At 59.0% G+C, this 21,982-nt stretch carries 19 protein-coding genes and 1 tRNA gene; 15 read left to right on the top strand and 5 right to left on the bottom strand.

All coding sequences use genetic code 11. The features are described 5' to 3' along the window. Positions 1-969: 969 nt before the first annotated feature. Both LPJ38_RS01715 and LPJ38_RS01710 read right to left on the bottom strand, forming a co-directional pair. Complete coding sequence (locus tag LPJ38_RS01715; RefSeq protein WP_145643134.1) at positions 970-2,850, bottom strand: hypothetical protein; 1,881 nt, start codon at positions 2,848-2,850, stop codon at positions 970-972. Positions 2,851-2,870: 20 nt separating this feature from the next. After that, positions 2,871-3,029, bottom strand: coding sequence for a hypothetical protein (locus LPJ38_RS01710; RefSeq protein WP_167520821.1), 159 nt, complete (start codon positions 3,027-3,029; stop codon positions 2,871-2,873). Between the two features lie 1,112 nt (positions 3,030-4,141). Here LPJ38_RS01710 and LPJ38_RS01705 point away from each other — a divergent pair. The 6 genes from LPJ38_RS01705 to LPJ38_RS01680 all read left to right on the top strand — a co-directional run bounded on the left by LPJ38_RS01705 (position 4,142) and on the right by LPJ38_RS01680 (position 11,559). Further along, positions 4,142-5,338 (top strand): hypothetical protein, encoded by a 1,197-nt coding sequence (locus tag LPJ38_RS01705; RefSeq protein ID WP_231088561.1) that lies wholly within the window; start codon positions 4,142-4,144, stop codon positions 5,336-5,338. A gap of 264 nt (positions 5,339-5,602) precedes the next feature. After that, positions 5,603-5,833, top strand: a complete 231-nt coding sequence (locus tag LPJ38_RS01700) for a hypothetical protein (protein ID WP_145643136.1) — start codon at positions 5,603-5,605, stop codon at positions 5,831-5,833. A gap of 99 nt (positions 5,834-5,932) precedes the next feature. Next, positions 5,933-7,441 (top strand): radical SAM/SPASM domain-containing protein, encoded by a 1,509-nt coding sequence (locus LPJ38_RS01695; RefSeq protein ID WP_145643139.1) that lies wholly within the window; start codon positions 5,933-5,935, stop codon positions 7,439-7,441. A gap of 16 nt (positions 7,442-7,457) precedes the next feature. Further along, positions 7,458-8,822 (top strand): radical SAM/SPASM domain-containing protein, encoded by a 1,365-nt coding sequence (locus LPJ38_RS01690; RefSeq protein ID WP_145643141.1) that lies wholly within the window; start codon positions 7,458-7,460, stop codon positions 8,820-8,822. A gap of 583 nt (positions 8,823-9,405) precedes the next feature. Continuing rightward, a complete protein-coding gene (istA, locus tag LPJ38_RS01685; protein WP_167520822.1) occupies positions 9,406-10,944 on the top strand; it encodes an IS21 family transposase in 1,539 nt (512 codons plus the stop codon). A 15-nt stretch (positions 10,945-10,959) separates the two neighbouring features. Beyond that, positions 10,960-11,559 (top strand): ATP-binding protein, encoded by a 600-nt coding sequence (locus tag LPJ38_RS01680; protein WP_145643145.1) that lies wholly within the window; start codon positions 10,960-10,962, stop codon positions 11,557-11,559. Here the strand turns inward: LPJ38_RS01680 and LPJ38_RS01675 are convergent. Continuing rightward, positions 11,447-12,633, bottom strand: a protein-coding gene (locus LPJ38_RS01675) for an IS3 family transposase (protein WP_231088560.1) whose coding sequence is annotated in 2 segments (ribosomal slippage) — positions 11,447-12,381 and positions 12,381-12,633 — 1,188 coding nt in all. Because the reading frame shifts where the segments join, the coding sequence is not laid out codon by codon here. The two genes, LPJ38_RS01680 and LPJ38_RS01675, sit on opposite strands and share 113 nt — an antisense overlap. Positions 12,634-13,473: 840 nt before the next feature. Then, a complete protein-coding gene (locus tag LPJ38_RS38230) occupies positions 13,474-13,728 on the bottom strand; it encodes a hypothetical protein (RefSeq protein WP_430640300.1) in 255 nt (84 codons plus the stop codon). A 184-nt stretch (positions 13,729-13,912) separates the two neighbouring features. Here LPJ38_RS38230 and tnpA point away from each other — a divergent pair, with 184 nt between their 5' ends. From tnpA to LPJ38_RS01645, 4 genes are all read left to right on the top strand, one after another. After that, positions 13,913-14,314: an IS66-like element accessory protein TnpA gene (tnpA, locus tag LPJ38_RS01660; protein ID WP_074448291.1), complete on the top strand. Its 402-nt coding sequence runs from the start codon at positions 13,913-13,915 to the stop codon at positions 14,312-14,314. 23 nt (positions 14,315-14,337) lie between these two features. After that, positions 14,338-14,658 (top strand): IS66 family insertion sequence element accessory protein TnpB, encoded by a 321-nt coding sequence (tnpB, locus tag LPJ38_RS01655; protein WP_370137884.1) that lies wholly within the window; start codon positions 14,338-14,340, stop codon positions 14,656-14,658. A gap of 45 nt (positions 14,659-14,703) precedes the next feature. Continuing rightward, the gene (gene tnpC / locus LPJ38_RS01650) at positions 14,704-16,182 is read left to right on the top strand and encodes an IS66 family transposase (RefSeq protein WP_145630631.1); all 1,479 of its coding nucleotides are present in this window, start codon (positions 14,704-14,706) and stop codon (positions 16,180-16,182) included. A 623-nt stretch (positions 16,183-16,805) separates the two neighbouring features. Next, positions 16,806-17,480: a hypothetical protein gene (locus LPJ38_RS01645; protein WP_158644746.1), complete on the top strand. Its 675-nt coding sequence runs from the start codon at positions 16,806-16,808 to the stop codon at positions 17,478-17,480. A 93-nt stretch (positions 17,481-17,573) separates the two neighbouring features. Here LPJ38_RS01645 and LPJ38_RS01640 read toward each other — a convergent pair whose 3' ends face one another. Continuing rightward, positions 17,574-18,803: an AAA family ATPase gene (locus tag LPJ38_RS01640; protein ID WP_158644747.1), complete on the bottom strand. Its 1,230-nt coding sequence runs from the start codon at positions 18,801-18,803 to the stop codon at positions 17,574-17,576. Positions 18,804-19,152: 349 nt separating this feature from the next. Between LPJ38_RS01640 and LPJ38_RS01635 the strand changes: the two genes are divergently transcribed. The 5 genes from LPJ38_RS01635 (at position 19,153) to LPJ38_RS01615 (ending at position 21,979) form a co-directional block, all read left to right on the top strand. Next, positions 19,153-19,226: transfer RNA gene (locus LPJ38_RS01635), tRNA-Gly, on the top strand. A 58-nt stretch (positions 19,227-19,284) separates the two neighbouring features. Beyond that, on the top strand, positions 19,285-19,626 hold the full coding sequence (locus LPJ38_RS01630; RefSeq protein WP_145630634.1) for a hypothetical protein: 342 nt from the start codon (positions 19,285-19,287) through the stop codon (positions 19,624-19,626). 133 nt (positions 19,627-19,759) lie between these two features. Beyond that, a complete protein-coding gene (locus LPJ38_RS01625) occupies positions 19,760-20,341 on the top strand; it encodes a helix-turn-helix domain-containing protein (protein ID WP_167520368.1) in 582 nt (193 codons plus the stop codon). A gap of 18 nt (positions 20,342-20,359) precedes the next feature. Beyond that, complete coding sequence (locus LPJ38_RS01620) at positions 20,360-20,824, top strand: GNAT family N-acetyltransferase (protein WP_167520399.1); 465 nt, start codon at positions 20,360-20,362, stop codon at positions 20,822-20,824. Positions 20,825-20,905: 81 nt separating this feature from the next. Beyond that, the gene (locus LPJ38_RS01615) at positions 20,906-21,979 is read left to right on the top strand and encodes a LacI family DNA-binding transcriptional regulator (RefSeq protein ID WP_145630637.1); all 1,074 of its coding nucleotides are present in this window, start codon (positions 20,906-20,908) and stop codon (positions 21,977-21,979) included. Positions 21,980-21,982 lie beyond the last annotated feature (3 nt).

The raw sequence follows: 21,982 nt of genomic DNA, 5'->3' as shown, positions 1-21,982 counted from the left end.
TAACCGAAGCTGTTGTGGATCCGTATGGATCCAAACAAATCGCTTCTGATCATATGCAGTAGTCGCCAGGCCAACCGCATATTGGATCGCGAGCGAAACCGTCTCGCGATAAGGGGCGGCCTGCATGATCACATTCAAGAACAGTATAGCCAGCGATCACTTTTGCTATTGGAGTTCTGTTCGGCGTCAAAATGACCGAAGGGTGAATGCTACGAATCACACGACTGAAGTCCTCGACCATTTCGCCTGTTTGGAGGTTGCGCGCTCGAACCACAGATCCGTCAGGTGCTCCCTCGACCAGAAAAGAAGCTCCACAGTTACTGCAACTCTGAGGCAGTCGGTTAGCCTCGAGATGCCTTCGAAGGGAACGAGTCGCGTCCAGATTATCGCCTACGGCAACACTGCAAGTGCCTGTAGCACCATAAAGAGTTGCGCCAGGGTGTTCTGACCGAATGCGCCGAAAAGTCACGCTGCGCCCGGTAAACATGATTTGCTCGCCAGCGAGTTCAGCCCGGTGCACAAGCAGTTCAGGAGGCTCTCTGGAAAGGGTCACTACGTCGGATAGTCTAAGTTCTGCTGATAACGACTGAAGTATTCTGTGAGCTTCTTGCATATATTGCGCCGGAACCGAAACGACAGTGTTCACGCCTAGTAACGCGAGAGGCACTGCGCGACGCAGCAAATGCACAGCGGCGCCATAGCTGGGCAGGAGAACCAAAGCTCGCGTATTCGGATCGACATGTGAAGAAAGCTCGTTGCTCCTTTGTGCCCTTAGATGGCGGCTCACTGCCCAGCGAAATAGCAAGAGCAGTTCCAGCTTCAGTACTGTCGTCCATCTTTCATGATCCATTCGAGAGTCGAGCGTATGAGATGCGAGCGTTCGGAGTCGGGACTCGGAGCCCAATACATCGTCTATGCGCACAACCGCAGCGCCGTCCGGTGCTGCATTTGGCACGAGTTGTTCGATGCTCAGCAAACGTGCCAACCAACTCTATGCAAGACGGAACCGCGGCCAGCCGTATACTGATTCAGAATGCCATCCAAAAAACTCCAGCTAAGTGCCGGAGCGAGAGCTGCCAGTTTATGGGATTCCTGTGAAAGCCGCTCCGTCTGCAGCAGGGACCTGAGGCGCTCAAGTGGCCTACTGTCATGATCCAGCGCGCCATCGATCTCATCATGAGTCCAAATGGTGGACAGTAGAGGCGCAACTCCCGAGTTATTCCGTATTACGGTCTCATAAAAGTGCGCGTTTCGCCGATCCGTCCTGCATTCGGAGAGAGATAACTGTAGGAACGCAGAAACTAGAATATAGGCCCTCCAATCCTGAGCCGCGACAGTTTGTAAAAAGCCAACGAACGCGACAGTGGTCGGCAGAGGGCGTAGAAGAGTCGGATCGCTGATACCTTCCACTTCGGACAACTTCGTGCGCAATAGCTCACAGTGGTCAAGTTCGTCTCTCAGATGCTCAATGAGCTGAACTCGCACTGAACTAACGGTGCAGCTGGCTACCGCGGCGCTGATGTGCCCCGTAGCAGAAGCCAAGTAGTGATAGTTCTCGAGAATGTATCCGATCACCAACGCTTCCGAAGAGGGCTCACACATTGTGTCCCAAAGTCGATGCCCGTCGATAGCACGTAGCCAGGATTTGAGATCCTCCATTACCGATGAGGGCACACAGAAATCGGCTTTGGTTTTGGTTCCGAAATCATCAACGGTGTCACCGATTAAGGTCGACAAAGAATTCTGAACCGATCTTAGGTCCGAGTATCTGTGGCCAAACGCATACGCCAGCCCGACTACAGCGCGCGATGCGGCACTCTCGGCGCCAATTCCCCAGTTTACTAGATCCTGTAAGTTGGCGGACCAAACCGGATTTCCATCGAAGCAAGGAACGTCGAGGCTGCAGTGTCCCTGCGGTTCTCTCGTAAGGACACGTTCTTCTGAGAGGACCTGAATGCCGCAAACAATGGCTCCCGAAACGCCAAATTTTAGCGCAGATAACCAGCGGAAAATCATTTCCGAGATCGTCGCTACGTCGTTCAGTAATTCAGCTGCAGTTTTCGGTGTTACCGGCCCATGGAGATAGATCGCTCTTCTCCAGTTTTCAGAGTGTTCAAATTCGAGATCAGTTTCGAGATGACCAATAATGGCTTGACTGGCCGCCTCCGGAATGAGGCCCGTCTCCACTAGCATGGAATGCCATCCACGAACAGCGCTTGTTTCGATGGACGAGAATTCCATGAATCCTGAGCAAACGGCCGCACTCAGTGCGCTGCGATAGCCAATCGCTCGTGTCGCATGAATCCATTCGAGGGTAGCGGGTATTGGACGAGCCGTGCTTACTAGGACCTCGTCGCACCCAATGACCTTCAAGGCTTCGGAAAAGAACTTTTGGTGGTCCCATTCTTCCAGAAGATGCTGCGATAGCAAAAGGGATAGCGGCGACAAGCCTATTGCGGGCCTAACGCTGGGCGCCATCCGGGAAGACGCGGCAGCGAGATAATGACGAGTTTCAAGTAAGTAGGCGTAGAGCGCAATTCTACTTCCCTGTCGGACGCGCTCCCAGAAAGAGTGACCGTATACGTACTCGCTCGCTGCGGCGAATTGCTCAGCAAGCAGAACTTCCAACTCTTCCGGCCAAATCAGCAATCCCGCAGGGAGATTAATACTCTGTTTGATTTTTTCGAGAGTTTCCGGTTTCTTCTCAAGCTCCCCGGTCGGAAACTCGAATCTGTCAAGAAGAAGAGTGCGATCTCTCTTACCTGCGGAAGGTTCGCCAAGGAAGATAACGGATCGATTTAGAGAACTTGGGAGGGCTACGTCGGAGCGACCAGCAGCGCCAACAACCATTTGTAGCCTCCCAGGGGTGCTTACTCTACGATGGCGGCGCGCAGCTTCTTAGTGGCATGCTCGCTTCTTTCGACAAGCGCCTCTAATGCATGTAGATCCTCCTTGTCCAGCTTACCCGCTTTCAATTTGCGCTTTATTTCGCCGATCTCTTGATCGGAAGGCTCTTTCTTGAGAGTCATGAGGTTCTCCTGTTGGTTCAACGAACAGAAACTCGACTAGGTTGCACCTGAGCGGCTTGCCGACAGACAACGGCCACCAAACATCCGCGTCAACCGCGCTCCAAATGTCCAGGTTATCGCGCTTATAGATTCGTTCGTATCCCTAAAAAGCTCGCTAGGCACCTACCAGAATTGGTTGACCCACACACCGACAGTCCAAATCAATGCAGCCCATGGACACTTTGCGGCTGTACGTCGGTTTCTCCGGCAGGCGTTTCCTTGAAGCAAACATCCCCGGCTCGAATCCAGATAGGCGACATTATCGTCGGAGATGGAGTTTCGCTTTCTCGACCAAGCGAGAAGAATTTACGGCAGCGCCCAATAGCACGAGCAGGGGGATGCAGACCGTGAAGCGGCAAGCTCGTATCCGAGCGCTCTCCGCAGAGGAGCTCTGCCGCCGTATTTGCAGCTGCGTCCACGGTTGGTTATCCGTTCGGTCCGTTTGTGCAGCTCTGCATACTGACCGGCCAGCGGCGCGGAAATCGTGCGATAACATACAGATTCTTTCGCACTTTCAGGATTGACGGCTTCTTCTAGAATGAAGGAGCTTTGAATGAACGATGGGAATGCCATGGGTCAGGTGATCCAGATTATGAGGCCCGGATTCGGGATCACCTCGGCGAGATGGTCCGCGGGACAGTGGAAGAGACACTGAACGCGATGCTGGAGGCCGAAGCGGACCAGCTGTGCGGTGCTGGGCGGTATTCATGCCCAGGAGAGCCGCGCCGCGGCCGACGAGAAAGCCAGGACCGTCATCGCGGATCTGCGGGCCAGCCGTCACTCCTGCTTCACCGACGAACTACCCACACGTGGAGCCCATGAAGAAGCAGTTTGATTTCCACCGTCGAAATCGTTAGGTGGGCTCGAGAATCGAGTAGTATTCTCGATCCTAATACCACGCAGCCTGGCCAAGGCGACTTTCCATCATGAGAAATTCGCGTCGAAGGATTTGGTCCCTACTGGTCATACTTTCGATTTTTGGTGCAGTAGGCGGGATATGGGGCTGTAGACGATGGCATGCGGCACAAGAGCCACCGGATGCGCGGCTTGCGCTGGATGCGCACTACCCAGGCATGCCGCCGGATGCGCATCATCGATATCTTAATCTTCCGGTGGATTATACCGATGGAAGCAGCGGACGCTTTCGCGCGTTCTATGTGCTCAGCCCTAACTTCAATCCCAAAGGTCCTGTTGTTTTTTTTCTGACGGACGGGCAAATGGAATTGGTAGGCCCGGAGATGGATTTGTCCTTCTTTGATGAGCAGCTTCCCGGGGTGTCCTATGTGCTGATCGGCCACCGCGGCCATAGCCCCACGCTTTTCCCCGAGGTCTATCCAAACGGGAAGCTGGATCTGCGCCGCGCAATGAACCTTTATGGCTCCTGGCAGCGCGTCGAGGATATCGAATGCGTAAGGCAGGACATGGTGGCAGCGAAACTGCTGCCCTCAGACGGGCGCATCATGGTTTTCGGAGCCTCAGGCGCGGGCGTGCTTGCGCAGCAGTATCTACACCGATATGGAGAACACGTGACCCGGACGTTGCTGGCCGCCACGGGAGCGCCGGACTTGGCCCGTCAGCACGGATGGACCTACGCCCGCAATTTCGTTGAGCTCGATCCGGAAGCCGCAGCCTCCCTGTCAGAGATTGCACGGCTTGAGAATGGCACGCGAGCAAGCTTGGCTTATATGGTTTTTCAACTCGGGCGACAAGGACAGTCGGGCTTGGCCACGCTTCATAAGATCATTCACGGAGAGCTGAGCCACAACCCGTTGCCGTATGCTTGGTATCAGCTGCGCCCGAGCCTGAGCTGGGCGCTCCGCCGCACTCTGCTAAGCCTGCCTGCCGCTGATGCCGCGAAAGTGCGGATGTACGAGCTACTTGGAAGCGATCTACAGCGTGCGGCGTCCTCATATGGCTATGACATCCCGCTCTACCTCTGGTCCAGGGAAGTCCTGAGGAATTTTCTGCATCAGCATGCGCCCTTGCCGAATCTGCAGTTGGATCGGAGTCGTTATCGGGGGGAGGTTTTGGTAATCGCGGGAAAGGACGATGTCGTCTTCTCTCCGGCAATAGGTAAAGCCATCGCGCTGGCCTATTCTAGGGCTTTTTTCCTATTGGTTCGAGGTGGCCATCGACTGGAACTAGATCACGAGTACCAGCGTGCCGTTCGCCGAGCCTTCTTTCTGCATGGGCTACAGGCACGCGACACGGCGTCGCTCCTGGACTCTCCTCCCCCCGCCCCCGCAGAGGAGCGCGGGCAGCCACAATAAGGAAGCGATTTCGTGCGCTTGTTCCAGCCGAGCGGATATCTTCAAGCATGTGACGCACTGACGACTCCGCCGCTTCCGATAATTCGCTCCAAACGCACCGCCGTAGTTCCGTCGAGCTCCACAGCTAGTCCGCTCGCGCCCGCGGCAGCTCGCGCGCCTATAAGCAGAGATGGTTGGAAGACAGGTTGATCTGCATCAAAGACTCTCAATCTAAGGGTGAGTAAAGTTATTGCGCGGAGTGGAATATTCTGATGGAGAGTAGAAATGAAGACGATCGAAGAGCGCGGGGTTGTCAAGGGCGGAGACGCCGAACTCGGGACGCTGCTTAAGCAGTACGAGTCGGAAAAGTTGATCCAGGAGATGCAGACCCTGATCAAGAAGAAAGGTCTCAAAGTTGATCTCGTCCCTGGTGAAGGGGCGCGGGCGTTTGACGAGCCCGTACTCGCGGCAGGCTGCGATAGCTGCACCGTCTGTCCCTGCATGATCTGCTGGTAGGCCGAGCCAATGGGGTGGGGCCATCCGGGTGCAATCGCATCCAGATGGTGCCCCGCCAGACTCCGGTCAGCTCCCCCGAGGGTGCGAGAGAGGAGTGCTATGACAAAGCTATCCATTGAGCCAGATCAATTTGTCGCAGTGCGCCGGGACTTCATCTTCACACAAGATGGGAATCGGCCGATTCTCTACCCCCTCGACTACATCAATACGCACATCCATTTCCTAACTCCGGTCCAGGGGTTCGCCCTGTCACTACTGGACGGAGTCTCGCGATTTTGTGAGATTGAGTTCTTCTTCCATCGCCTATTCCCAAAGGCCGCGGCTGGGATCCTCGTCGAGACGCTCTCCAGTATCGACGCTTTGGTGCGCGCAAGCGTATCCCCCGTGGGCATCGGTGCTAACGGCATTCTGGAGATTGCCCATGCCCCGATTACCGAGGCGATCCGCTTCGACCCGCGCAGCTTCGTCATCGATCCGCAGGCATATTCGCGTGTGATGCATGGGGTGAAGACTCGATTTCGTCTAAAGGCACCGATCAACCTCTACACGGTCTTCACCCATCGCTGTCAAACCGACTGCCTTTATTGCTACGCCGACCGACGCATTAAAGCGGGTAAGGAAATGCGTCTTGAACGTTGGCGCGAGCTGATCGAGGAGGCTGCCGCTATGGGGGTGCGCATGTGCTCACCTGACAATGGTGACACCTTCGTGCGGCGGGACGGGATCGACTTTCTCAATCTCCTGGTCGAGCACAAGATGCTGTTCCTCCTGTCGACGAAAGCGTGTCTGGACCGCGACGCGGTCGCGCGGTTAGTCGACGCCGGTTTCAAGGAGAAGATAAACGGTATAATCGAGCGGCCCGTGCAGCTTAGCTTCGATGCCGCCGACGAGGATGTGAATATGCGCGTGCTGAACGTCAAGAAACCCCGCACGCAACTAACGGCTCGAACCTTCGAGAGCTTCATGGCTTTCGGCATACAGCCCATCATCAAGGCAGTTATTACTGGATTAAATGTAAATCAACCAAAGAAGATCGTTGATTTCTTCTACCCTTGTGGCGCTCGAACTTTCAGTTTCGTGCGCTATGCGCGCTCGTTCCACCGCCACAGTGACGATCTGTTCGTTACCGGGGCACATCACGCAACGCTTGCTCGCGAGTTTGAGGCAATCCGAGCCAAGTATCCGGACATTAGGATAAACGAAAATCTATCGAGGGCCCCAACGTCTGCTGGAGAGCTGTCGCCGCAGCGCAAGCGGCAGATCTGGAGCCAGCGGATCGGCTGTGGCGGAGGGTGGCACGCGCTCGGCATCGGTCCCGACGGCGGCGCCTTCCTCTGCGAGCAGATGGCCTACGAGGAGCCGTTCCTGGTCGGCGACGCCCGTCACCAATCGTTGCGCGAAATCTGGACGGGCTCCCGATTGCTCAACTTTATCCATCCGAGCCGCGAGCGGTTCGCCGGGTCCCGTTGCGAGACCTGTCCTTCCTTCGAGACCTGCATGTGGGAGAAGGGCCGCTGTTACCGGGACGCCTATTTCTCTTATGGATCCGTTCACACCACGCCGCCGTTGTGTCCTTTCAACGACAAGCCAGGCGTGCGGCTCAGCTAAGGGGAGCGCCACGAGCATGACTGCTACGCGGAAGTGGAAACCGTCGAGCTTCAACATCCCCCTCCGTGAGTCTGATGACACGACTCTCCTGTTCAACGCGAGGAACGGCCAGACGCTTGAATTGGATAAGACCGGCTGGACCATCGTCCAAAGGTGTCTCGACAGCCTGGAGCACGAGGACGCCACCCCGGATCGCGAGCTTGTGAGATGTCTCACGACGCTTGGCTTCGTGGTGCCGGCCGAACTGGACGAGTTTGGAGAAGAGGAGGAGCGGCTGCGTCACAGCAAGGCCGACGAATCACGCCTGTTTGTGACCATCGCGCCGACGATGTCTTGCAACCAGCACTGCAGCTACTGCTTTCAACGCAATACGCCCAAGACGAAGGTCATGTCGGAAGAGATGCAGCAGGCGACTGTCGAGTTCGTCCGTCGCAAGCTGGCCAACAGCCGTCAACTGGTCGTCCAGTGGTTCGGCGGCGAGCCACTGATCGCCTATGCCGCGATCACCTCGATGACGCGCGCATTCAAGGCGATCTGCGCCGACGTCGGGATCGACTACTATGCGGAGATGCTGACCAATGGCGTCCTGTTGACGCCGGAAAGGGTGGTCGCCCTGCCCGAGCTCGGTATCAAGGCGCTGCAGATTTCCCTCGATGGCATGCCCGAGACCTATTCTGCGCGGCGCCAAGTCCCGATGGCGGCGGCGGCGGCCCATTACCGGTTCTTGGCCGAGCACTTGCCGGACATCGTCGAGGCCACCGGGTCCCTCACGATCCGCATCAACGTGGATCGGGAAAACATCGAAGAGGCCGAATATGTCGTCCGCTTCTTCAAAAGCCACGGCGTGGTCGATCACCGCATCGATTTCCGTCTCGGTTTCATCAACACCAGCCGAGGTCTGCTGGATTGCGTCCCGCACGACTGTTTCACCAACGCAGAGTTCGCCAAGGAGGAGCTGACGTTCCGTCGCTTCCTAGAGTCGGAGGGCTACATGGTGTACGGCATGCCGCGGCCCAAGCGCTATCCTTGCACCGCGGTTGTGCGCAATTCGTTCACGATTGATCCACACGGCAACCTCGGCAAGTGCATCCCCGCTGTGGGCACTTCCCACTCGACATTCGCGCGCATTCTGACGGACGATATAGATAGAACAATGCGGGACGTGACAACCGCCGAGATGCCATATAGGCGCTTCAATCCCTTTCACAGCGAAGAGTGCAGTGGCTGCTGCATGATGCCAGCGTGCTTGGGCTCGTGCCCCAAGCACCACGCCGGGGGGCACCGCGTGGTGGCCTGCAGCATGCGCGAGGCACTCGTCGATAAGATCACGTTTTATCACCGGTTTCATGAGCGGCGGCTCAAGACCCACGCGCAGGCCTAGATGTTTGAACGCTGGTTTTTCAGGCAGCGACTTTGGCTCGAGTATACGAGAGGGTGCGACATGCCATTCGGGCACAGACTTCCGCTGAATCTGCTTGTTCACGGCGAGCTCGCGGCAGTTCAACATGCCGTAAGCCCTGTGCAAAAAAGCGGGCTTCGTGCCCGAACCATTTATTGGGAACGGCGTGCGCGGATCTCATCATGGCCTCGCTGCAACCGCAGTCCACTCGCGAGAGGCCGGATACATTTATGCAACTGTAAGCGTCATTTTTGCTGTTACGAACCCTTGCACGGACGGGGCGGACCAGAAACGAGGTTGCAACTTTCAAGGCGAAGCTAGCGTTGAAGTCCTTCAATATAGTTCCACTGGAGCCAAGCGTGCCAGCGATTGCGCGTTCCAGCCGATCGTGATCACCGATTCCAGGCCATCGTGATCACCCATTCCAGAGCATCGTGATCACCGTTTCCAGCCGATCGTGATCGCTATTTCCAGCGATCATGATCGGGGACAACCAGGAGGCGCCCACCGCTGACAGTCTGCAACCGGGGTAGCTCGGTCTTTTGCCCAACCGCAGAGGATCGAGATGCCGACAGAGAGACTGTCCATGCGCCACATTCGCGAAGTTCTACGCCTGCACTACAGCGTCGGCATGTCGCAACGCGCCGTTGCCCGCAGCCTCGGTCTGGCCCAGGGCACGGTCAGTAAGTACGTCAACCGAGCCCGCCGCGCCGGTCTGACCTGGCCGTTGCCAACGGAGCTCGATGACGACGTCCAGCTCGAGAACCGCCTGTTTCCGCCGCCTTCCGATCGGCCCAGCGACGAGCGTCCGCATCCGGACTGGGCGCTCGTGCATCGCGAGCTGCGGCGCCCGAACGTCACGCTGATGCTGTTGTGGGAGGAGTATTGCGACGCAAACTCCGACAGCTTCAGCTATGCGTGGTTCTGCGAACGCTATAAGGAATGGGCCGGCCGCCTCAAGCCGACCCTGCGCCAGGTCCATGTCGCCGGCGAGAAGCTGTTCGTCGACTATTCCGGCCACACCATGGAGGTAGTTGACGGGCTCACCGGTGAGGTGCGCAGCGCGCAGATCTTCGTCGCCGTGCTCGGCGCCTCGAACTACACCTACGCCGAGGCCAGCCTCACCCAGAGCCTGCCGGACTGGATCGCCTCGCACGTGCGGGCCTTTGCCTTTTTCGGCGGTGTGGCCCGGCAGACGGTGAGCGACAATTTGAAGGCCGGCATCACCCGGGCCTGCTTTCACGAGCCGATGGTCAACCGGACCTATGCCGATCTCGCCCGCCATTACCGCACCGCCATCGTCCCGGCGCGGCCGTATCGGCCGCGCGACAAAGCCAAGGTCGAGGTCGGGGTCCAAATCGTCGGGCGATGGATTCTGGCGCGTCTGCGCAACCGCCGCTTCTTCTCGCTCGCCGCCCTCAACGAGGCGATCCACAGCCTCCTTGTCGAGCTGAACGATCGACCTCTCCGGAGCTGGGGGCGAAGTCGGCGCGATCTGTTCGAAGAGTTCGATCATCAGGCGCTCACCCCCTTGCCGGATGAACCGTACGAGTATGCCGAGTGGAAGCGCTGCCGGGTCAACCTCGATTATCACGTCGAGATCGCCAAGCATTACTACAGCGTCCCTCACAACCTCTCGCATCAGGAGGTCGAGGCTCGCATCACCCAAAAGACCGTCGAGATCTTCCTCCGTGGCAAGCGCGTGGCCTCGCATCTGCGCAGCACCTTGCCGCATCGCCCGACCACGATTGCCGAGCATATGCCGAGTTCGCATCGCCGCTATCGTGACTGGACCCATGAGCGTATTCGTTCCGAAGCCGCCAAGGTCGGCCCCGACGCCGACACCCTGATCGACGTCATCCTGCGGTCGCGGCCGCATCCGGAACAGGGCTTCCGCTCCGCGATCGGCATTCTCGGGCTGGTCAAGCGCTACGGCCAGGAACGCGTCGACGCCGCCTGCGCCCGGGCCCTGCTGCTCAACGCCCGCTCGTACAAATCGGTCGCCGCCATCCTCAAGAACGGCACCGACAGAACCGCGCCTCCCGCCGAGGAGGCGCCCATCCTCTTCCACGCCAACATCCGTGGCCGCAGCTACTACAATTGATCAGGAGAGATCAGCATGCTTATTCACCCCACCGTCGATCGCTTGCGCGCCCTCGGCCTCGCCGCCATGGCCGATACCCTCACTGAACTGCAGAACAACCCCGAGGCGGCCGAGATGCCGCACGCCGATTGGCTCGGCCTCCTCGTCGATCGCGAGGTCACCGCCCGCGACAACCGCCGCCTCACGCGCCGCTTGACCAGTGCCAAGCTCCGGCAAGCCGCCGCCATTGAGAACGTCGACTATCGCACCGCTCGCGGCCTTGACCGTTCGCTCTTCCAAACCCTCGCCACCTGCCAATGGATCCGTGAGGCCAACCACCTGGTCATCGTCGGCCCAACCGGCACCGGCAAGTCCTGGCTTGCCTGTGCGCTCGGCAACAAGGCCTGCCGCGACGGCTTCTCCGTCCTCTACAAGCGAACATCCCGCCTGTTCGCCGATCTCGCCCAGGCGCGCGGCGAAGGCCGTCTGGCGCGCCTGATCGCCGTGACCTGCCACTGCATTTTCATCCAGCGGCAGTTAGAGTCTCGGGGTTTTGTACGCCAAGTGGCGCTGATGGAGCAACGGACGATCGGCGGAGCTGGTCGGGGTTGCGCAGCCGATCGTCCGTTGCGGTGAGGTGGGCGGCGTAGGCCGCGGGGGTCAGGTATTTCAGCGACGAGTGGGGACGCTGGAGATTGTAGTCGGCGACCCAGTTGGCGATCTTGGCGCGGGCGTCATCGAGATCGAAGAACAGGGTCTCGTTGAGTAGCTCATCGCGCATCCGGCCATTGAAACTCTCGACGAAGCCGTTCTGCATCGGCTTTCCCGGCGCAATGAAGTGCCAATCGATGGCTGCGTCCTTGCACCAAGCGAGCATGGCGTTGCAGGTGAATTCGGTGCCATTGTCGGACACGATCATTCCTGGCTTGCCGCGTCGCTGGACGATTGCCGTCAGTTCGCGGGCTACGCGCCGCCCCGAGATCGACGTCTCCGGAATGGCGCCCAGGCATTCCTTGGTGACGTCGTCGACGATGTTGAGGATGCGGAAGCGTCGGCCATTGGCGAACTGGTCGTGGACGAAGTCCAGCGACCAGCGCGCGTTCGGCCTCGCCTCGACCAGGATCGGGGCACGGGTCCCCACGGCCTTGCGGCGAGCCCGCCGTTTGCGGACGGTGAGCCCTTCCTCGCGGTAAAGCCGGTAGATCCGGTTGATCCCCGATGGCTCGCCCTCCCGCCGCAGCAAGACGAACAACCGGCGATAGCCGAAACGCCGCCGCTCGTTGGCGAGATCGCGCAATCGGCCACGCAGAACTGCGTCCGGCGGGCGGCTGGAGCGATAGCGGATTATCTTCCGATCCGCCCCCACAATCGAGCAGGCCCGCCGTTCCGACAGGCTCATGACGGCCTGCAGATGCGCGATCGCAGCGCGCTTGGCGGCGGGCCCTACCATTTTTTTGAAAGGAGCTCGCGAAGTGCGGCCGCATCGAGCATCTGCTCGGCCAGAAGCTTCTTCAGCTTCCCGTTCTCCTCTTCCAAGGCCCTCAGCCGCTTCGCTTCGGAAACGTCCATGCCGCCGAATTTGGCCTTCCAATTGTAGATCGTCGCCTCGGAAACACCGTGCTTGCGAGCCAGGTCGGCTGTCTTCGCCCCAGCCTCATGCTCCTTCAATACCGCGATAATCTGCTCTTCCGTGAACCTTGCTCGCTTCATCTGTCCGTCCTTCTTCGGGCCGGACTCTAACTCCTTCTGGAGGAAATACGCAGTGGCAGGTCAGACGATCATAAAGGCAGCATCGCTGTTCAAAGTGTCTGCGTCTTGATCTCAGCAACCAAGCGCAAGCGATTTTGTCGGACGGTTCGCGAGGCAAGATTGCAGACCAACACGGTTGCCGCGCTTTGACGTTCCGGCCTGTTGTGATGTAGGACGCACCTATTGTCCAAGCCCGCTAGGCGATCGTCTCGCCGAACCGCGATCGCTCCGTCTCCGCAACCCCGACCAGCTCCCACGGAGCAATCGCCACTGGCGTGCCACCCGAGAGAAAGAATGGCAGCTTGAAAACAGCCCGCAGTTAAAAGGGCCGATTGACATCCATCGATCTTTTCGACCTTTCGCCGCTGACCTTGGTCGATCAGGGCTCACTTGCTCGGCCGCGAGTTTTGTCTCTTCAACGCAAAAACCGCCATATGGCGGCTTTTACGTTATACTTCATCACTTTGCCGTATCGCCTTTGCTGATAATAACTGCGTGGTTGCCCACGGGTTGCCCAAAAAGTGATAAAGTCTGACCAATCTCGGCTAACTTGAGTACGATTGAAGCCTCCAATTCTTGGCTCTACTTCTAGTCTTTCTTTCTTTGTCGTCCATTTCCAAGCTCAAATCCAAGCTCGCAGATCAGGGTATTTTGCCCCGCTCGTCGGTATCCCGTTTTCGCCTCTGACGACCCCTCCTGCCTTGTCGGAGGTATGAGATCAGCTCCTTCCGGAGCTCACCTCGCGGAAGTACATAGATGTACGTATAGATAGTTTCGTGCGACGCCTGCATACGGAAGTCCCTAGCATATTTCTTCTTGAGGTGACGGGCAATCTGCTCCGGAGACCAGCGCAGTGTCATTTTCTACATCACAACTTTGCAGAGTGGTGCGTGATCGAGCTTCTTTCTTTGACGGGGAGTCTTCTGTTTCTTCCGGCATCGACCTGCGCGACAAGTGCCGAGTATCCCAGGTATCGCGGCTTTTGCCGCTTGAGCTCACGCGCCTGATCGTTGTTGGATCGCGTCCAAGCTTCCTAGCAATTTCCGGCACTTTCATTCCTTGTGCTTTTAATAGCCCGATCCTCTCACGTTCTTCGAACTCAATGTGTACATACATATGACGGTTATCTTATCGGGCAGTTGGAGGTTGAGAGGTACCGCTCCGACGAGGACCGTCTTGCGTGACGGGTGGTAATTCGCGAAGCGTGTGACCTTAGGTCTAGCTTTAAGGTCATCAGGCGATGCGGGTCGAAGTTTTGGGCGGGCTCGAGCGGCGGCGGCGTTGGTCGCAGGACGACAAAGCACGGATTGTCGAGGAGACGCTGGCACCGGGCGCGAAGGTAACTGAGGTTGCGCGGCGCAACGGAGTAGCGGCCAGCCTGGTGTTTACCTGGCGTCGACAAGCACGGACATCGGAACAAGTTGCACCATCTTTTACGCCGGTGCAGATCGCCGCCGTAGCGGCCTCGGCTGAAGAAACTCCGAAGCTTTTGCCTACGGTTGATGGCCGAGTTCGCTCGGCGGCAGCCGCGCGTACTGGATTGATAGAGATCGATCTCGGCAACCGACGGTGCATCCGGGTGGATGCGCACGTCGATCCGGAGGCGTTGGCGCGGGTCCTCGATGTGCTTGGACGCCGATGATTTCTGTACCAGGGAATGTGCGAGTGTGGCTGGCTACAGGCTACACGGATATGCGCAGAGGCTTTCCATCGCTGGCCCTCCAAGTGCAGGAGGTGCTGCACAAAGAACCGCTCAGCGGTCATTTGTTTGTCTTCCGCGGTCGCCGCAGCGATCTTGTGAAGGTGATCTGGCACGATGGTCAGGGAGCCTGCTTGTTCACAAAAAAACTCGAGAGAAAAAAGTTTATCTGGCCATCGGTTGCCGGTGAAGCGGTAACGATCTCGCTGGCGCAGTTGAGCTACCTGCTGTCCGGGATCGATTGGCGCAATCCGCAAGAAACCCAGCGTCCGACGCGGGTCGGATAATCGTTTTGGGTTTGAATCTGATGCTCGATCTGATTCAATGGCTTCATGACATTGAAGCCGAGCGATCTTCCGTCGGATCTCGCGAGCGCCTACCTTGCGCTGCTGGCCGAGCGCGAGGCGTTGCAGGCTGAACGCGATGTGGCGGTCGCGGATGCCGCCAACGCGCGGGCGGAGCTGTCGGACAGCGAAGTGCTGATCGCTCATCTTGAGCTACGGATCGAGAAGCTCAAACGCGAACTGCACGGGCAGCGCTCCGAGCGCACGGCGCGGCTACTTGAGCAGTTGGAATTGGAGCTCGAAGAACTCGCCACCACGGCGACCGAGAATGAGCTGGCTGCGCAGGCTGCCGCGGCAAAAACCCAGAGCGTGAGCGCCTTCACGCGCAAGCGGCCGGTGCGCAAGCCGTGGCCGGACGACATCGAACGTGAGCGCGTCGTCATCGAGGCTCCAAGGACCTGCGCCTGCTGCGGTGGATCGCGGTTGGCGAAGGTCGGCGAGGATGTGACCAAGACGCTGGAGGAGATTCCGCGTCGCTTTAAGGTCATCGAGACGGTACGCGAGAAGTTCACCTGCCGCGATTGCGAGAAGATCAGCCAGCCGCCGGCACCGTTCCATGCGACGCCGCGCGGCTTCATCGGCCCACAATTGCTGGCGACGATTCTGTTCGACAAGTTCGGCATGCATATCCCGCTCAACCGCCAGAGCGTGCGCTTTAAGGCCGAGAGGATCGATCTGCCGTTATCGACGCTGGCCGACCATGTCGGTCACGGGACCTTCGCCGTCACGCCGCTGTTCCAGCTGATCGAGCGTCATGTGCTTGCGGCCGAGCGCCTTCATGGCGACGACACCACCATCCGCATCCTGGCGAAGGGCAAGTGCACGACCGGCCGGATCTGGACGTATGTGCGGGATGATCGGCCCTTCGCCGGACCTGCGCCGCCGGCGGCGGTCTATTACGCCTCGGGCGACCGAAGGGGCGAACATCCCCAGAAGCATCTGGCCGTCTTCGGCGGTATCCTGCAGGCGGATTGCTATAGCGGCTTCGAGCCGTTGTTCGACCCAAAAAGGAAAGCGATGCCGATCACGCCGGCATTTTGCCTGGCCCATGCGCGGCGGGGCTTCTTCGAACTGGCTGACATCGAGAAAGCCGCCCGGGACGGACAGAAAGGCAAACCGGTCTCCCCGATCGCGCTGGAAGCGGTCAGGCGTCTTGACGCCCTGTTCGAGATCGAGCGCGCCATCAACGGCCGCAGTGCCGACGGCCGGCGCGCCGTGCGCCAGGAACGCATCGCCTTGGGGCGGCGCAACTGGACCTTCGCTGGCAGCCAGCGCGGTGCCGATCGGGCCGCCATCATGCTGACGATGATCACGACCTGTCGCCTCAACGACGTCGATCCCAAGGCCTGGCTCGCCGACGTCCTCGCCCGGATCGCCGATCTTCCTACGTCGCGGCTGCACGAACTGCTGCCCTGGGAATGGAAGCTCCTGCGCCAAGCCAATCCCACCGATCAGCAAGCCGCCTGACCTTCACCCCGCCGATCATAGAACTAACTGTACCCGCGCGCATGCGTCAATCAGGCGGTCCTCGTCGTATGCGTACGTTGAGAGCGGCTGAACAAAAACTTGACAGAGTCTGGCTTCGTGTTTTGGTACTTTCGCGATATTGCCCAAAAAATATTCTGATCTATTCTGCATAGAGAACGTGCTTGGTGGCAGTAGCTGGGTCGACGTTCAAAGGCTTGCATCCGAAGGTCCTCGTCTCTTGTCACCAAGGAGACGACCATGCAAGTCGACCTACAGCATATTCTTGTTCCTACTGCCCAGGATCGCGATCGCTACCTCGCGTGCGTGAGACAGTTGCTTGGAATACGTTTGGCAGAGAAGATCGCTAGCTTGCACTCCAGCTCTGTGGTGCATGGCACGGAATGGTCTTGGCAGCAACGACATCAGACCCAGCTGGATAACGCCTATCAAGAGCATGCTTGGCTTTGGTCTCAGGCGCAGGAGATCGCGCAACGGAGCTTCCCAGACGCGTAATTTGCATGACGACACTTAAAGCCTCACTATGAGGCTTTTCTCTTTGGAGACGTTCGATGAGAGCGCGCTTTACCTTGAGAACGCCAAGATCTGTCGACAAAAAGACATTCATGAGCAATCGTGAGATCAGAGAGTGGTTGTGCAGTGTCGGTTTCAAACCGGCCGGAATGCCTGAAGACGATGATGAGGAGCCGTTACGGCAGTTCTTTGAAGAACGATCAAGATTCATCGTGCAGCACATTCCTGGGCATAGTGAAGAGGACAAGGAAAAAAGAGTGCGTGCGATGCGTTACGTTGTGTTTGCGTCCACCCATGCAGCCACGAATACTGATTTTATGATCGTGCGCGAAGCTGACGGCCTCCTATTATTCAGGCTGTACAATAACCGGATCGAACGCCTGCAACAGGGCTGCGAGCTTCTGCTCAAAGAGCTTGAAGCAAGTGGGCCAAAACAGCAGATGGTCGGTCACATAGAAGTCTTTGAACATGCGCTAGAAACCCCAACAATAAAGGGAGTCGTAGTCACGAACCGCGCTCTGTACGCGATCAAGCACTCTCGGAAGGACGCGCTTATCTTCTCCGTTAGCCTTATACTCTTTATCGCTCTAGGTCTTTTAGCGAATACCGCAATCGTCCAGAATTCGGCAGCAATCGCAGGTCATGTTGATCGATTTTCGACCGCTATGCTAACGGCGATGGTCCTATCCGTAATTTCTGTAGTCCACATATATTCGACGGCGACCCCGCCTATTGGTTGGAGCTTGCATTACGCAGCCGAACGATAGCACACGAGGGATTCCGATCGATTGGGGCACTCCTTTCGCGCACTATGTCTACACATTGTCCAGCGTCACAAGGATCAAACGGTGCAAATCGGCTCAAAAATGATCGGCGCCGAGCTGCACACCGTTGCGTTCGGCGACGAGCCTCACGTAACCGCGCAGCACGTTTTCCTTGAAGGCGTACCAGGAATTGCGCTTGCGGACGATGATACCCCCGTGGGCCTGATCGCATAGCCGATATAGCCGGGTGCGAAACCGCTCCACGTCGAGTGCTTTACGTCCTTTTGCTTGCCGGCACTCCATGATGATGGGGAGATACGACCTCTCGTAGATATCTTTTATCTGCCGCTCAAGGTGTGTCGATTCGGCCACCGCCCAAAGGGCTTCCTCGTAGTCCTCGGAGTTCGTGGTCTTCTGGATCGCGTAATTATAGGCTTCGCGCAATGGACTTTCCGCGCGCTCGATCGCGCGGCTGATCGCCTTATGGAAGTCGTCAGACGACGCCGCGGTGCTCTTGTGTTGGTGATCGAAAATTTCCCAAAACAGATTCTCTGCGATTAAATGGACGTAGTATGGAAAGCCGTCGCTGATTTGGCTGATGCGGATGAGGAAATCCCGATCAACATCGAACCCCAGCTTCGCCGCGGCTTTCGTCACGATTGCCCACCGGGCGTCGTATGAAATAGGTGCCAGCTCGAACGGTGTGATCGCGCGACTGGCCGACAGGTGGCTACCGATGATCTCGTCCAACGTCTTGCCGATGCCGCACATTACCATCTTCAGCGGTACGCGCATGTCGTGCATCGCCTTGATGAGTTCGGCCAGTTTCGCCTTCACCTCGGGGTTTTCGATCCGGTCGATCTCGTCAACGACGATAATCGGCTCATCAGGATCGCGCGCGGCAGCAGCCTCTTTCACGAGGTTCGCCGCATGGTTCACACTAGTGAGCTTTTCCGGGATGATGTACTGCCCCGGCACGCCGAGTTTCCCTTCCACTTTGAACAATCCGACATTGATGCCCGCGGTGCCGCTGAGTTCGCGCGGTTTCTGAAGGTAGGTCTTCTCGACCAGCGCGCCGCAAATGTCGCCGACGATGCCCTCGAAGGTCGATTTCTCATCGCAGCCGACCCAAGGCGGGTCGGCCTTAAGGTAGGCCTTTGCTGCGGTAAGAGCGATCGACGTTTTGCCAATGCCTCGCTCCCCATGGATGAAAACGTGCATGCCCGGCGAATGCAATGTGCGCCGGATGTCGCGCAAGATCGACTCCCGGCCCTGCAGCAATTCCGGCACGTCGATCGGCTGGGCCGGACGGATGTTGTCCTTCAAGATTCTAACGAAATCGGTTTCGGAAAGGTGCATTAGAATCGGTCTCCACGCCGATCTTAACCGAGATTCGCTCGCCACAAGGAGGTGATCGCGTTGTGTTCACGGTGGCCCGGCCATTCGCAGGTCAACCGCCAGCCTAGGACACATTCGTGCGCTCGCAGTCTGGCCGAGCCTTCGCCTGGTGGTGAGTGCGAGAGCGCGTGTCATTGCGTTAGGCAATTCGAATGCCGCGATTGCAAAATGCGATGCGGTTTGGTCTAACTACCCGGGCGCAGAAGTGGCGCCCCGTGCCAAAATCGTGCCATGCCGATTTGGTCGAGCCGAAAAAGACAAGCAATCTCAAGGGATTGCGGGCGTAGTTCAATGGTAGAACGGCAGCTTCCCAAGCTGCATACGAGGGTTCGATTCCCTTCGCCCGCTCCAAGCTCCTTGAAGAGACAGGGCGGCTTTATTGAGCGTTCCAAGTCTCGGGCGAACCGCAATGTGGGCATCCATCAAAAAAATTCTGTCGAAATCCCAGCTCCTGAATCAGGCCATGGGTGACGTCGTATTTGAAACACCTGAAATTAGAGGCGGGCATTCGCGTTCCTTCCTGCAATGGCGTGTCAAGAAGAGTGTAAACGGCGACCAATACTTCGTCGCTCTCAAAATGCGACCCGACGCTTATGCGGGTCCAGAAGGGGAGCCGACAAACTATTTGAACTTCGACATAGAAGCCGCGCAGCGTCTTCGGTCCAATCTCGACCTTTGTATTCGCGAATATCATCGCTTGGCAGATAATGCTTCCGCGCAAAGCTCGCGGCAGCACGCAAGCGGGCACTAATTCTGCGCCCAGGAGCATGGCCGACATTCTAATATATTAGCCTTCGGCGCCCGCCATCGACCGTCAGCTGGCTTAAGCTCCCTCATGCTCTGGCAGTACCGTCTCCGGCCAGGCAGCGCTTGTGATGAAAGCCATGGACCAGCAGAAACTCGATCGCGCAATCGGCCGCCGCCTGAAGACGCTGCGGACGCAGGCGGGCATGACGTTGAACGAGCTTGCAGGCCGCTCCGGCGTCAGCCGGGCCATGATCGGGCGGGTGGAGCGGGCGCAGAGCAGTGCGACGGCGGCGCTGCTCGGAAAACTCTGCGCGGCGCTCGACGTCTCGCTCAGCGATGTGGTCGCTCTCGCCGAGAAGCCGCCGGAGCGCCTGGTGCGCCTCGCCGACCAGCCGCATTGGCGCGATCCCGACAGCGGCTACCGGCGGCGCCATGCCTCGCCGCCGGATGCGGCCAGCGGCATCGAGATCATCGTGGTCGATCTCCCGGCCGGCGCGCGCGTCTCCTACAGCCCCTGGGGCCGCAACGCCTTCACCCAGCAGCTCCTGATGCTGGAGGGCGCCATCGCCGTGCACATCGATGCCAAGGCGGTGCGGCTGCGCGAAGGGGATTGTCTGGATTTCGACGTGATGCGCGCGGTGATGTTCGAGAACGAGACCAAACAGGATGCGCGCTACGTCATCATCACCAGGCGCGGCGCTTCCTACGGCAAGATGTGAGACCAGGGACAAATGATGATGCAGATCCGCCCCGGCGACACCTATGATCCCCGCGTCATCGCGCTGCTCGATCATCACGTCACCGCGGCGCGGGCGCAGACCGCGCCGGGCAGCGCCCACGCGCTCGATCTCGCGGGGCTTCGCGCGCCCGACATCGCATTCTGGACCGGCTGGGAGGGCGAGACGCTGGTTGCCACCGGCGCGCTGAAGACGCTTTCGGCCGAGCACGGTGAGGTCAAGTCGATGCACACGCGCCAGACCACGCGCCGGCGCGGCTTTGGCGGTCAGATGCTCCGCCACATCATCACGGAAGCCCGCGCGCGCGGCCTGAAGCGGCTCAGCCTCGAGACCGGATCGTGGGACTATTTCAAGCCGGCGCAAGCGCTGTACGAGGCGCACGGCTTCGTCGCCTGTGCACCGTTCGAGGGCTATGTCGAGGATCCCAACAGCGTGTTCCTGACGCTCGACCTGACCGGCCGCTAAGGCGCGCAGCAGGCCCGGAAAGGCCGCCTCGCCCCTCAAAATGAGTTGCGTACCTCAGAACACCTCTGCTAGCCTTCAGCGATGGCCGAGACCCTCGCACCGATTGCCCTGACGCTAAAAGACATCGCCCGCGAGGCGGGCGTCAGCCTCGCGACCGTCGACCGCGTCCTGCACAACCGGCCGGGCGTGCGTCCGGACACGGTCCGGCGCGTCAAGGCGGCGATCGAGCGCAATTCGTTCCAGCCGCATGTCGCCGCCGCCGAGCTCGCGCGCGGCCGCGCCCGCCGCTTCGCCTTCGTGATGCCGTCGGGGCCGAACCCGTTCATGCAGCAGATCGAGGCCTATCTCGGCGAAATGGCGTCCTGGCTGTCGGCCCGCCGCTTGGGCGTCGAGATGGTCGCAACCGACGTGTTCGACCCGTCCGCGCTTGCATCTTCGCTGGAAGCCCTGTCCGGCGATTACGAGGGCGTCGCCGTGGTGGCGCTGGATCATCCGAGCGTCCGCGCCGCCATCAACGATCTCGTCGATGCCGGGACCAAGGTCGTGACGCTGGTCTCGGACGTGCCGTCCTCGCGCCGGCACCATTATGTCGGCATCGACAACATCGCCGCGGGCCGCACCGCCGGCGCGCTGGTCGGACGTCTGGTCGGCCAGAGGTCCGGCAAGGTCGCGATCGTCGCGGGCTCGCAGGGCCTGCGCGATCATGCCGAGCGCATCTTCGGCTTCAACCAGGTGATGGCGGCCGAATTCCCCGGTCTCAGCGTGCTGCCAGTGCTGGAAGGGCGCGATGAGGACGAGCGTTCGGAGCAGCTGCTGGCGCGCCTGTTCGGCAGGCACGCTGACATCGTCGGCCTTTATAATGTCGGCGCCGGCACGCAGGGCGTGGCCAAGGCTTTGGGTGACAAGGCGTCGGGTGACAGGGCATCGGGCGACGCCGGCCGTGACAAGCAGGTTGTGTTCGTCGGGCACGACGTCACCGCACTGACGCGGCGGCTACTGCTGCAGGGCGTGATGGATGCGGCGATCTCGCAGAATCCGGGACATGAGGCGCGCGCCGCGGTGCGGGTGCTGCTCGCGCTCGCCCGCGGCGAGCCGATCCTGCGCGAACAGGAGAAGATCAGGATCGACATCGTGATGCGGGACAATCTGCCCTAGCGG

Origin of the sequence: Bradyrhizobium daqingense, assembly GCF_021044685.1 — a bacterium.
GTDB classification, from domain to species: domain Bacteria; phylum Pseudomonadota; class Alphaproteobacteria; order Rhizobiales; family Xanthobacteraceae; genus Bradyrhizobium; species Bradyrhizobium daqingense.
The sequence above is the reverse complement of the archived record's forward strand: the minus strand, read 5'-3'. Positions and strand labels throughout refer to the sequence as shown.